General features: G+C 63.5%; 11 protein-coding genes and 1 tRNA gene. 1 reads left to right on the forward strand and 11 read right to left on the reverse strand.

All coding sequences use genetic code 11. The features are described from left to right. Nucleotides 1-19 precede the first annotated feature (19 nt). From F6S12_RS27180 to ggt, 4 genes are all read right to left on the reverse strand, one after another. Nucleotides 20-337, reverse strand: a complete 318-nt coding sequence (locus tag F6S12_RS27180; protein ID WP_210671101.1) for a helix-turn-helix domain-containing protein — start codon at nt 335-337, stop codon at nt 20-22. Further along, nucleotides 324-566, reverse strand: a complete 243-nt coding sequence (locus tag F6S12_RS27185) for a hypothetical protein (RefSeq protein WP_246883211.1) — start codon at nt 564-566, stop codon at nt 324-326. Before F6S12_RS27185 ends, F6S12_RS27180 begins: the two co-directional genes overlap by 14 nt. Before the next feature lie 306 nt (nt 567-872). Continuing rightward, on the reverse strand, nt 873-1,367 hold the full coding sequence (locus F6S12_RS27190; protein WP_315869524.1) for a GNAT family N-acetyltransferase: 495 nt from the start codon (nt 1,365-1,367) through the stop codon (nt 873-875). A gap of 154 nt (nt 1,368-1,521) precedes the next feature. Continuing rightward, nucleotides 1,522-3,357, reverse strand: coding sequence for a gamma-glutamyltransferase (gene ggt / locus F6S12_RS27195; protein ID WP_315869525.1), 1,836 nt, complete (start codon nt 3,355-3,357; stop codon nt 1,522-1,524). A 235-nt stretch (nt 3,358-3,592) separates the two neighbouring features. On the opposite strand from ggt, the gene F6S12_RS27200 reads away from it, so the two are divergent. Further along, nucleotides 3,593-4,585: a cytochrome-c peroxidase gene (locus F6S12_RS27200; protein WP_125063673.1), complete on the forward strand. Its 993-nt coding sequence runs from the start codon at nt 3,593-3,595 to the stop codon at nt 4,583-4,585. Between the two features lie 49 nt (nt 4,586-4,634). On the opposite strand, the gene F6S12_RS27205 is transcribed toward F6S12_RS27200, so the two are convergent. The 7 genes from F6S12_RS27205 to F6S12_RS27235 form a co-directional block, all read right to left on the reverse strand. Next, the gene (locus tag F6S12_RS27205) at nt 4,635-5,321 is read right to left on the reverse strand and encodes a hypothetical protein (RefSeq protein WP_103407751.1); all 687 of its coding nucleotides are present in this window, start codon (nt 5,319-5,321) and stop codon (nt 4,635-4,637) included. A 118-nt stretch (nt 5,322-5,439) separates the two neighbouring features. Beyond that, nucleotides 5,440-6,279 (reverse strand): 5'-nucleotidase, lipoprotein e(P4) family, encoded by an 840-nt coding sequence (locus F6S12_RS27210; RefSeq protein WP_212805676.1) that lies wholly within the window; start codon nt 6,277-6,279, stop codon nt 5,440-5,442. Nucleotides 6,280-6,459: 180 nt separating this feature from the next. After that, nucleotides 6,460-6,536 (reverse strand) — tRNA-Met (locus F6S12_RS27215). Nucleotides 6,537-6,613: 77 nt separating this feature from the next. Beyond that, nucleotides 6,614-8,077 (reverse strand): amidase, encoded by a 1,464-nt coding sequence (locus F6S12_RS27220; RefSeq protein WP_210671091.1) that lies wholly within the window; start codon nt 8,075-8,077, stop codon nt 6,614-6,616. Between the two features lie 70 nt (nt 8,078-8,147). Continuing rightward, entirely contained in the window at nt 8,148-9,182 is a 1,035-nt protein-coding gene (locus F6S12_RS27225; protein WP_011063422.1) for an extracellular solute-binding protein, read from the reverse strand. Nucleotides 9,183-9,209: 27 nt separating this feature from the next. Continuing rightward, complete coding sequence (locus tag F6S12_RS27230) at nt 9,210-10,019, reverse strand: ABC transporter permease (RefSeq protein WP_015636986.1); 810 nt, start codon at nt 10,017-10,019, stop codon at nt 9,210-9,212. Then, on the reverse strand, nt 10,016-10,424 hold a 409-nt coding region (locus tag F6S12_RS27235; protein ID WP_315869526.1), incomplete at its 5' end, for an ABC transporter permease. The genes F6S12_RS27230 and F6S12_RS27235, both read right to left, overlap by 4 nt.

Genomic DNA, 10,424 nt, shown 5'->3' on the forward strand with positions numbered 1-10,424 from the left:
TCGCAGCCTGCGGCAGCGGCTACAGAGGTTGTGCCAGCACCTCACGAAATACATCGGGCCTGAGCATTGCGATATGCAGCAATGAACGGGCCGCTCCGGAAGGCGAGCGCCGACCTTGCTCCCACTCCTGAAGGGTTCTCACCGAGACGCCAAGCAGTTGGGCAAATTTGGGTTGCGACAACCCGGTTTTACCGCGGGCTTCGGCAGCCTTGGTGATCGGAATGCTGTGGGTATGGCCTTGCCGGCCGGCTTTGACATCGATGATCGCGTCCAGAAGCTCCTGGCCGATATCGCGCTTGGCATCGCGTTCCAGTAGTTCTTTTTCAGTAAGGGGCATGATTCATCTCCTTCGCAATTCTGCGTAGAACAGGTGCTGGAATGTTTTCGATAGCGCCTTTGCCATAGATCACCAGCGCAACCAGGGCTCCGCATGCGAGCTGGGTGGTATAGATGACCCGCACCGAGCCACTTTTTCCACGTCCATCAACGCTCCATCTGATTTTCCTGCAACCGCCAGAGCCCGGAATGGCAGCGCCGGACTCTGGGTCGTTGGCAAGAAACGTCATGAACGCTCCACGCTCCTCTTCGGACCAGTAATCGGGCCAGAGTCTGGAAAGCAGCGGAGATTCTATGATCGCCAGCATGCGGGAGGGTTTTACGTCTTTGACGTACCTTGAGGCAATGTTGGGTGCTAGGAGATGACTCCTGAAAGATTAAGAACGTGGAGTTGCAACTCCAATGAGCGGAGTCCTGATTTCCAGTCAGCCCATTCGTTTTCTTGTGTGTGATCCATGCCCCCGATGTCACCTTTTGCATGACCTGAAACCCGGGCAACTCTGCTCGGTGCTGCTCTATGATCCAGAGCAGCTAACTCAAGCTTCCAACACCTTCGCCATCTCACTGGTCGCCGCCCAACCCAGCCCCTGATACAGCGGCTTGCCGGCCTCGGTCGCATGCAGCACGGCAAAGCCCAGCCCGCGCTGGCTGAACTCGGCCTCTGCCAGTTTCATCAGCGCCGAAGCCAGGCCGCGCCGCCGGTAGGCCGGTTCGACGTAGACGTTGAGCACGTAGCCGCGTTGATCCTGGGTCGGATGGGAAGGGTGGGGCGGCCAGTCGATGCTCATCAGGCCGATGCTGGCCACGCTCTGCTCGGCGTCCATCAGGGCGAAGCCGTAGTAGCGGCCGTCCTCCAGGCGTTCACGCAACCAGGGGCGAAAGTGCTCGGTCATCACCTGCAAGGTGGAGAGATCCTTACCCGCATCGAGAAACATCGCCTGGCGATGGCGGCAGATCAGCTCAAGGTCCTGGGGCGTCAGGCGGCGTGGGCTCAGGCCCGGGATATCAAGGTCGGCTGCAATCGTGTTCATCGTCGGTTCCTCGGTGGACAGGGACGATGCTAGGGCAGATCCAAAGGCCGGATCAGACACAGACCGCCGCAAAATCTTGCATACAGAGCCCTCGTTCACCGCCCACAAAAAAGGGCCAGCCTCACGGCCAGCCCTCGGGTTCATCCGATTACTCTCAATCCCCCAGCGCTTCCCCTTCGCGCCGCGGGTCGGCGCCGCCGGCCCAGGACGCCTTGCCCTGTGCATCACGCACGCGAACGATGGCCTGGGTACCGCTGGTCATGTCGATCTCGTTCACTTCGTGGCCCTGGGCCTGCAGCGCCTGTTTCAACGCTGGGCTGAACTGGCCGGTCTCCAGTTCGGTCGGCCCGTTGCGGCTGCCGAAGTTGGGCAGGCCGACGGCGGCTTGCGGGTCGAGGTTCCAGTCGAGCATGCCGACCACCGACTTGGCCACGTACTCGATGATCTGCGAGCCGCCGGGGGAGCCGACGCTGGCCAGCAGTTCGCCGCTGGCACGGTCGAAGACCAGGGTTGGCGCCATGGACGAGCGCGGGCGCTTGCCCGGTTGGACGCGGTTGGCCACCGGCTGGCCGTTTTCCTCGGGAATGAACGAGAAGTCGGTCATCTGGTTGTTGAGCATGAAGCCCTGGACCATCAGGTGCGAGCCGAAGGCCGCTTCCACCGTGGTGGTCATCGATACGGCGCCGCCCAGGTCATCCACCGCCACCACTTGCGAGGTGGAGATGCGCATTGGCGAACGGTCTGGTGCATAGGCCACCTGGATGCCCTGGGGCTTGCCCGGTTCGGCCTTGCCCATGCTGCGCTCGCCAATCAGTGCGGCACGCTTGGCCAGGTAGTCCGGGGCGATCAGGCCGGCCACCGGCACAGGCACAAAGTCGCTGTCGGCCACGTACAGGCCACGGTCGGCATAGGTCAGGCGCTCGGCTTCGGCAATCAGGTGCACCGCTTGTGGTGCGGGCTCCAGGCCGGCGGGCAGGCTGGTTTTCTGCGGCTTGAGGTTGGCCAGGGTGTAGCGCGGGTCGCGCTGTTCCAGGGCCTGCAGGGTGCCGAGGATCTGCGCCACCGCCACGCCGCCGGAAGAGGGCGGCGGCATGCCGCACACCTGCCAGCGCTTGTAGTCGCTGCACAGCGGTGCGCGTTCCTTGGCGCGGTAGCCTTGCAGGTCGTTGAGCGACAGGCTGCCGGGGTTGGCGTGGCCCTGGACCTTGGCGACGATTTCTGCCGCCACCGGGCCCTTGTACAGAGCGTCCGGGCCTTCCTCGGCGATGCGTTTGAGCACCGCGGCCAGTGGTGGGTTTTTCAGCAAGGTGCCCACGGCTTTCGGCGTGCCGTCGGCATTCAGGAAGTACGCGGCCATGTCCGGCGAGCGCGCCAGGAAAGGATCGGCGCTGATCATGGTGTGCAACCGTGGCGAGATGGCGAAGCCTTGCTCGGCCAGGCGGATCGCCGGTTCGAACAATTGCGCCCAGGGCAGGCGCCCGTGTTTCTGATGGGCCATTTCCAGGGCCCGCAGCACGCCCGGGGTGCCCACCGAGCGTCCACCGATCTGCGCCTGGGGGAAGGCCATGGGCTTGCCGTCCGCCTGCAGGAAGAGCTTCTCGGTGGCGCCGGCCGGCGCGGTTTCCCGACCGTCATAAGTGCGCACGGCCTTGCCGTCCCAGAGCACGATCATCGCGCCGCCGCCAATCCCCGAGGACTGCGGTTCTACCAGGGTCAGCACCGCTTGCATGGCAATCGCCGCGTCGATGGCCGAGCCGCCCTTGCGCAGCATTTCGCGCCCGGCCTCGGCGGCCAGCGGGTTGGCAGCGGCGGCCATGTGCTTGTCGGCATGGCGAGTCTGCATGTCGGTGCGGTAGCCCGAGGCGATTTCCGGGGCGGCAGGCAGAGCGTTGGAAGAAGGCGGGTTGTGGCAGGCGCCAAGGCTGAGGGCGGCAGCCAGCAGGCTGAGGCCGAGCAGTTGGCGGTGACGGGGAGGGAAGTTCGAGAACACGCGTTGAGCTCCGTTCACAGGGAAATGAGGGGTCGTCCGTGCGGGGGAATGTACAGCAGTGGCGCCGGCAGTTGGACCCGGATGTAGCCCTGGGCACGAGGCTGGAGTGGGCCATCTCCCCTGTACACAGGGTCGCAGGCAGTCTTTCACCCGGCCGTCGATTGATCTGAGTCAGGGCGGGAGGGGGGCGTTGGGTACAGGGTGAAACAAACTATAAGCCTGATGAGGGGACGTCATGCACCGTTGTAAGTGGTTACTTGTTTTCGGATTGCTGTTGGGGGGTGAGGTCAGGGGGGAAACGCCAAGCGAACCGATCCAGCCGGTACAGCCGGTGAAGATCACCGATGTGGCCAAGGTGGAGCTGGGCAAGCAGTTGTTCTTCGACCCGCGCCTGTCCAAGTCCGGTTTCATATCCTGCAACTCCTGCCACAACCTGAGCATGGGCGGCAGCGACAACCTGCCCACCTCCATTGGCCACAACTGGCACCAGGGGCCGATCAACTCGCCCACGGTGCTCAACTCCGGCATGAGCGTCGCGCAGTTCTGGGACGGCCGCGCGGCCACGCTTCAGGAACAGGCCGGTGGCCCCATCGCCAACCCGGGGGAGATGGGCTTCACCCATGACCTGGCGGTGGACGTGCTGCGTTCCATTCCCCAGTACCGGGCCTCCTTCAAGCAGGTCTACGGCGACGACGGCATCAAGTTTGACGACGTGACCAACGCCATCGCTGCGTTCGAAGAAACCCTGGTTACCCCCAATGCGCCGTTCGACCGCTGGCTCAAGGGCGACAAGGCGGCCATCAGCCCCACCGCGCTCAAGGGCTACCAACTGTTCAAGTCCATCGGCTGCGTGGCTTGCCACAACGGCGAGGCGGTGGGCGGTGGCTCATTCCAGAAGATGGGCATGATCGAGCCCTATGTCACCCAGAACCCGGCCCAGGGCGTGGCCGGGCTGACCGGCAAGGATGCCGACCGCATGCTGTTCAAGGTGCCGACCCTGCGCAACGTGGCGCTGACCTATCCTTACTTCCACGACGGCGCCTACTGGAAGCTGGAAGAGGCGGTGGACGTGATGGCCCGTCTGCAACTGGGACGCAAGCTGGGTACCGAGGAGGTCAGCCAGATCGTGGCCTTCCTTGAAACCCTGACCGGTGACCAGCCGGACTTCAAGCTGCCGATCCTGCCGCCGTCCTCGGCGCAGACACCGCGTCCGCAGCCGTTCAACTGAGCGAAAAAAACCGCAGCCTGCTGCGGTTTTTCAAGCCCTACGTGCTGGGTCAGCCCTGTTTGGCCCCCGTTGCGCAATTGAACCGGTCATCGATGGGGGCTTGGCGAGCGGGTTCGAAGTAGCCAGGTGTACGAGTGCTATCGGTGCGTTGCCAGCGTTGTGGGTAAGACAGCATCGAGTAGGGCGAGTGGTCCTTGAGCGTCTCGTAGTTCAAGGACAGGTCGATCTGCGCGGCGCCGTGCAGGAGGGGCCCTTCGATCGAAAGGACGGAGCCGGTCAGCCAGGTTCGCTCAGGGCTTTCCAGGTACCTGGGCGCGGTGATGCGCAGCCAGGTACGCCCGGCATCCTGGGAAAAGTACAGGCGCGGCAAGCCGGCCCCGCCCTTGCTGAAGCCCGGTCCTTGGGCAATCGGAATCACCAGGTAGTTGGAGTTGGCAGCATCGATCATCAAGTGCGAACCACGGCCATGCACGGTGATGCCGTTGAATGAGCCAAAGGGTGCAACCGGGGTGTGGATGCCGAGCCGGGTGTCGGTGTAGTGCACCATGTCGCCACTGCTGGCGATGACCGGCGAGGAACCGTTGCAGAGCTTGAAGGTGGTCCGGTCGATCTCGAAAAAGCGTGATGAGTCGATGCGGTAGATGACCCGGCCGGGCAGGTACTGGATCGGCTCGGGAGTGCTGCAGGCCCCAAGTACCCCGCACGAGATCAGCAACAGCAGCTTCCTTGCCCACATGAGAAAACGACTCCTTGTTCCTGCCTGAATGCAGGGGCTGGCGTTTATGACATCCCTGGGGGCTTGGCGCAACACTGGCCATGGCGGGCCAGCGTTGCGCTGATGTTGCGGCGCCCTGTCAGGGCTTCATCTGCCAGGCCGTCGAGCTGGCCGCGGCCTTGAACTTGGCCCGATTTTCCGGAGTCGCCGGCGGTTCGGAGTCGCCGAAGATCGCCTTCAGCCAATGGCCATCGGTGGGGTTGGGGAAGAGGATGAACTTGCGGCCGAACTGCTCCTTGTCCTCGGTCATCAGGCTGCTGCGCTGCTTGACGTCGGCCACGTAGTACTTGCGTTTGAAGTCGTTGAGGTTGTCGCCCAGCATCAGCACCACGTTGTGGTCCTTGGCGATCTCCTGCTGCCGCGGCTCCTTGTTGGAGCTGTCGCGGTACACCGTCAGGTGCTGCTCATCGGCATAGGGCAGCTGGTTCTTGCGCAGGTTGGCCAGGGCGTATTCGTAGGTCTTTTCGCCCTGGTCGCGGCTGGTGACGTAAAAGACTTCGACGCCCTTGGACTGGGCGTACTTGAGGAACTCCACGGCGCCCGGGGTGGCCACCGGGCCATTGTCCGCGACCCATTTGTCCCAGGCCTCGTCGTCGAAGAACTCCTTGCCCGAATTGATCATGTAGCCCCAGTAGCTGTTGCTGCTGAGCACGGTGTCGTCAACGTCGCTGATGATCGCCAGTGGCCGCTCGCCGGCCTTGTGTTCCTGCAGGGCGCGGTCCAGTTGCAGACGGGCGATGTTGAAGCCCTGGTAGTACAGCGCCTCGAACTCTGCGGCGGTCTGCTTCCAGGCCACGGCGGCGGTCAGCAGGTTGGAGGGCGGGGTAGGAGCCTGCTCGGCGAAGGTCGAGGTACAGGTGATTGCCAGGAGCGAGAACAGCCAGGGAGCGACCGCGGTTCGGGTGATTTTTGTTTTCATTTTCGAGCCCTTGAAGTGAGGATTGCGCAGCTCTCACAAACACTGCCGGAGTGTTCTATCCCAGCCAGTGGCGGTGCTCAATGCGGGTGTCGCGTTTGTGGATCAATGCGGCGTAATCCCCGGTACTTTTTCGCGGGCATAAAAAAACGGCCTACCTTGCGGTAAGCCGTTTTTAGTACTTGGTGGCTACACAGGGACTTGAACCCCGGACCCCAGCATTATGAATGCTATGCTCTAACCAACTGAGCTATGTAGCCAAGTGGCGCGCATTATTCGCTCGGAACGACAATGCGTCAAGCGTTTTTATAAAAAAATTATCTACGCTATCAACCGTTTATCCCTTCCCCCCGAAAATCAGCGGCGACGGGCAGCGCTGGAACCAGCGGCTGGCCTGTTCGTAGGCGTGGGCCAATTGCAGGACGGCGAAGTCGGCCTGGTGCTTGCCGATGATCTGCAAGCCCATGGGCAGGCCGTTGGCATTGAAGCCGGCCTGCACGCTGGCCACCGGGCAGCCGGACAAGGTGCCGGGAATCACCACCTCCATCCAGCGGTGGTAGGTGTCCATGGCCACGCCTTCGATGCTGCGCGGCCAGGGGCTGTTCTTGTCGAAAGGGAAGACCTGGGCGCTGGGCAGCAGCAGGTAATCGAAGCGTTCGAACAGCCGGGAGATGGCGCGGTACCAGTCGCTACGAATCACTGAGGCTTCGAATACCTGACTGGCGGAGAGCTTGAGGCCGTTCTCCACTTCCCAGATGGCCTCGTCCTTGAGCTGTGTGCGTTTCTGTGGATCGGCATAGGTGCTGCCCAGGGACCCGGCGACCATCCAGTGGCGCAGGGTGCGCCAACTGCTCCACAGGCGTTCGGGGGCGAAGTCGGGGCTGGCCGGTTCTACGCTGCAGCCCAGGCTGCGGAAATCGCCCAAGGCCTTTTCGCAGAGCTCCAGCAGGCCCTTTTCCATTGGCAGGTAACCGTTGAAGTCCCCCAGCCAACCCAGGCGCGTGCCCTTGAAGTCACGTTCCAGCGGGGCGGCGAAGCCCTGGCCGGATTCGGCGATGGACAGTGGCGCCCGTGCATCGCCGCCGGCCTGTACTGACAGCAGCAGGGCCGCGTCGCGCACGCTGCGGGCCATGGGGCCTTCGTAGCCGAGCTGGTCGATGAACAGGTCGCTGCTGTCGTCGAACGGCACCCGGCCCTGGGACGGGCGAAAACCGAAGATGTTGTTGAAGGCCGCCGGGTTGCGCAGCGAACCCATCATGTCGCTGCCGTCGGCCACCGGCACCAGGTGCAGGGCCAGGGCCGCGGCGGCGCCACCACTGCTGCCGCCGGCGGTCTTGCTCGGGTCATAGGCACAGCCGGTGGCGCCGAACAGCGGGTTGTAGGTCTGGGAGCCGAGGCCGAATTCCGGGGTGTTGCTCTTGCCGATCAGGATCGCCCCGGCGGCCTTGATCCGTTCAACCATGATGCCGTCGCGCTCGGGGATGAAATCCCGGTACAGCGGCGAACCCAGGGTGGTGCGGATGCCGTGGGTCAGGGACAGGTCCTTGATCGCGTGGGGCAGGCCGTGCATCCAGCCGCGATATTCGCCACGGGCCAGTTCGGCGTCGCGCCGGTCGGCCTCGGCCAGCAGGGCTTCGGCCGGTTGCAGGCTGACCAGGGCATTGACCAGGGGGTTGTAGTGCTCGATGTGGGCAAGGTAGGTCTGCATCACTTCCCGGCAGGAAACCTGACGCAGGCGGATACGTTCGGCGAGTTCATGGGCCTGGAGCAGGACCAGTTCGCTGGGGGGCTTGGCGATCATGGCAGGAGGGCCTTTCAAACGGCTTTGGAAACGCCCCGGCATCCAGACCGGGGCGGCAAGTCAACGCAGCTCAGCGCATCAGGTTGGTCCACAGGCGGTCGGCAAGGCGGATTGCGCCTTCGCCGCAGGTCTGGCTGAAGACCACCTTGGTGCCCTCGGGAATGTGCAGCTCGGGGGCGTCCTTCAGGCCGGCGTCGAGGAAGGGTTCGACGCCCTTGATCGGGCTCTGGTGCTTGAGGAAGTTCTGGGTCATGGCGGCGTTCTCAGGCTGGCTGAGGAAGGCGATGAAGGCCTTGGCGTTTGCCGGGTTCTTGCTGCCCTTGGGGATGACCATGTTGTCCACCCAGGCCAGCACGCCTTCTTTCGGATAGAGGTACTTCAGGCCGGGCTTCATCTCCCGGGCACGCATGGACGATCCGCCCCAGAACATCGACATGTCGATTTCCCCGGCCGCCAGGTTCTCGCGGATCGCCCCGGCCTTGGAGCTGTAGGTCTTGACGAAGGGCTTCTGCGCCTTGAGCAGGCCAAGGATCTGCTGCATCTGCTTGGGGTCTTCGCTGCACAGCGGAATGTTCAGGTACAGGCTGGCCATGTCGATCACTTCGCTCACCGAGTCGAACATGTTGATCCGCCCCTGCAGCTCCGCTGGCGGCTCGTAGAGCACCTTGTAACTGTCGCTCGGGCCTTTGTAGCGTTCGCCGTTGAGCACCACGCTGGTGGTGCCCCAGATGAAGGGCACCGAGTAGGCGCCTTCCGGGTCCCAGGTCGGGTTCTTCAGGTTGTCGACCACGCTGGCGTAATAGGGCTGCTTGGCCGGGTCGAAGCGCTCCAGCAACTGCTCCTTGATCAGGATCGGGATGAACTGGTGGGAGGGGATCGCCACGTCATAACCGGTGCCGCCCTGTTTCAGCTTGGCCAGCAGGGTTTCGTTGGAATCGTAGGAGTCCACCGTGACCTCGATACCGGTCTGCTTCTGGAACTTGGCGAGAATTTCCGGCGAAAAGTAGCCGCTCCAGCTCACGACGTTGAGTTTCTCGGCGGCCTGCACCGCCAGTGGCAGGCTCAGCAACAACGAGGTACCCAGGCTTGCGATCAACTTGCTCATGTCATTTCCCCAAGGTCAGTGGAAGGTTCAAGCGTGTTTCTTGCTCAACAGGTAAGAGAGGCTGACGAACAGCACCGAGACGCCGAGGATCAGCGTCGACACGGCGTTGACGTCGGGTGTCACGCCCATGCGCAACAGGCCGAAGATGAAGATCGGCAGGGTGGTGGTGCCGGCCTGGGACACCATCATCGAGATCACGAAGTTATCCAGGGAGACAATGAAGGCCAGCATCAGCCCGGAGACGATCCCCGGCATCAGCAGCGGCAGGGTCACCTTGCGGAAGGTGCGCCAGGGGCCGGCGTACAGGTCCGCCGCGGCGTGTTCCAGGGACAGGTCCATGTCGTTGAGGCGGGCTCGGATCGGCAAATAGGCGAAGGGGATGCAGAACACCGTGTGGGCGATGATCAGGTTGCCGTAGCCCAGGGACAGCCCCAGGGTGGAGAACAGCGCCAGGGTGGCCACGCCGACGACGATTTCCGGCAGCACCAGGGGCAGCATGATGGCGCCCATGGACAGTTGCAGGCCCTTGAACTTCGCCCCGCGTGAGGTGCCCAGGGCCGCCAGGGTGGCGATGGCGGTGGCCGCCATGCTGGCGCACACGGCGATCAGCAGGCTGTTGCCCGCCGCCTGGCGCAGGGCCTGGTTGGCGAACGCCGCGCGGTACCAGTCGAGGCTGAAGCCGCTCCACACCGTGGCCGACTGGTTGGCGTTGAAGGAGAACACCACCAGCACCAGGATCGGCGCGTAGAGGTACAGGTAGAACAGGAAGCTGAAACCGCCGAAGCCGGGAAAGTCCTGCACGCCAAGGCCGTTGCGCTTGAACAGGCGGATCATCATGCACCCTCCTGAAGGGTTTTCTGGCGCTGGGCGCGCAGGGCGTAGACGGTCAGTACCAGCATCACCGCGGCCATCAGCACCAGCGACAGGGCGGCGCCGAAGGGCCAGTTACGGGCATCGCTGAACTGCCGGAAGATCAGGTTGCCAAGCATCATCCGGGTGCCGCCCCCCAGCAGTTCCGGGGCGATCATCGCCCCCAGGCAGGGCACGAAAGTCAGGATCGCCCCGGCGAAAATTCCCGGCTTGGCAATGGGCAGCACCACCTTGCGCAGGGTCCGAATGCGTCCGGCGTAGAGGTCCTGGGCCGCTTCCAGCAGGCGGATGTCCATTTTCTCCAGGGTGGCGTAGATCGGCAGCACCACGAAGGGCGCGTAGGTGTAGACCAGCCCCAGCAGCACCGCACCG

The sequence above is a fragment of the Pseudomonas sp. JV245A genome (assembly GCF_032424515.1).
Lineage (GTDB): Bacteria > Pseudomonadota > Gammaproteobacteria > Pseudomonadales > Pseudomonadaceae > Aquipseudomonas > Aquipseudomonas protegens.

Coding starts and splice junctions, on each gene's coding strand:
- F6S12_RS27220 (WP_210671091.1), bottom strand. CDS start 8,077: ATGATCGCCAAGCCCCCCAGCGAACTGGTCCTGCTCCAGGCCCATGAA.
- F6S12_RS27230 (WP_015636986.1), bottom strand. CDS start 10,019: ATGATGATCCGCCTGTTCAAGCGCAACGGCCTTGGCGTGCAGGACTTT.
- F6S12_RS27180 (WP_210671101.1), bottom strand. CDS start 337: ATGCCCCTTACTGAAAAAGAACTACTGGAACGCGATGCCAAGCGCGAT.
- F6S12_RS27210 (WP_212805676.1), bottom strand. CDS start 6,279: ATGAAAACAAAAATCACCCGAACCGCGGTCGCTCCCTGGCTGTTCTCG.
- F6S12_RS27205 (WP_103407751.1), bottom strand. CDS start 5,321: ATGTGGGCAAGGAAGCTGCTGTTGCTGATCTCGTGCGGGGTACTTGGG.
- F6S12_RS27200 (WP_125063673.1), top strand. CDS start 3,593: ATGCACCGTTGTAAGTGGTTACTTGTTTTCGGATTGCTGTTGGGGGGT.
- F6S12_RS27185 (WP_246883211.1), bottom strand. CDS start 566: ATGACGTTTCTTGCCAACGACCCAGAGTCCGGCGCTGCCATTCCGGGC.
- F6S12_RS27190 (WP_315869524.1), bottom strand. CDS start 1,367: ATGAACACGATTGCAGCCGACCTTGATATCCCGGGCCTGAGCCCACGC.
- F6S12_RS27225 (WP_011063422.1), bottom strand. CDS start 9,182: ATGAGCAAGTTGATCGCAAGCCTGGGTACCTCGTTGTTGCTGAGCCTG.